We start from the raw sequence: 599 nt of genomic DNA, 5'->3' as shown, positions 1-599 counted from the left end.
TCCGTCTCTTCCAGGGTGAAAAGAATGCTAACGACGTTATTATGGAAATTGACGTGGCCGAACAAAAGACCGGTTCCGTTACGGTCGGTGCCGGCTATTCTCAGTCCGACGGCTTGGTAGGGATTTTGGGCTTAAGCGAAACAAACCTCCGCGGTACGGGCGACAAGGTGGCTCTGAACTGGGAATTCGGCGGTAAAACTCATTCCAATAAAAACTATACCTTCTCGTACACTCATCCTTGGCTCAATAGCCACGGCGATTCTATCGGCATGAGTATTTATGACAGAGAAGCGGAATATGACGATTATGACGGTAAGGGCAACACCGTATCGGAATATCGTAAGAAAACGACGGGCGGCAATGTGACATACGGCCGCGTTCGCAGCGAATATGTGAGCGACTATGTAACATTGGAAACGAAGAAGACCAAGTATTTAAGCCATGAAGGCGGTCCCAACAACTACGATTCCTGGAGACATAATCCTGCTTCCTTGCCCGTATTCCGTGACTATATTGACAACAACTTCGGTACGACGAACAGCGTAACGTGGTCCCATGTTTTCGATAACCGTGACAATATTTACGATCCCATGCACGGT

At 48.2% G+C, this 599-nt stretch carries 1 protein-coding gene; it reads left to right on the top strand.

What is annotated here, in order from left to right:
* Positions 1–599, top strand: a 599-nt coding sequence (locus PGX78_RS08445) for a BamA/TamA family outer membrane protein (protein ID WP_270446505.1), incomplete at both ends; no start/stop codon positions are given.

Source organism: Megasphaera sp. AF13-6AC (genome assembly GCF_027685385.1).
GTDB lineage: Bacteria > Bacillota > Negativicutes > Veillonellales > Megasphaeraceae > Megasphaera > Megasphaera micronuciformis.
Note: the sequence above shows the minus strand (reverse complement) of the source record. Positions and strands in the feature narration are given on the sequence as shown.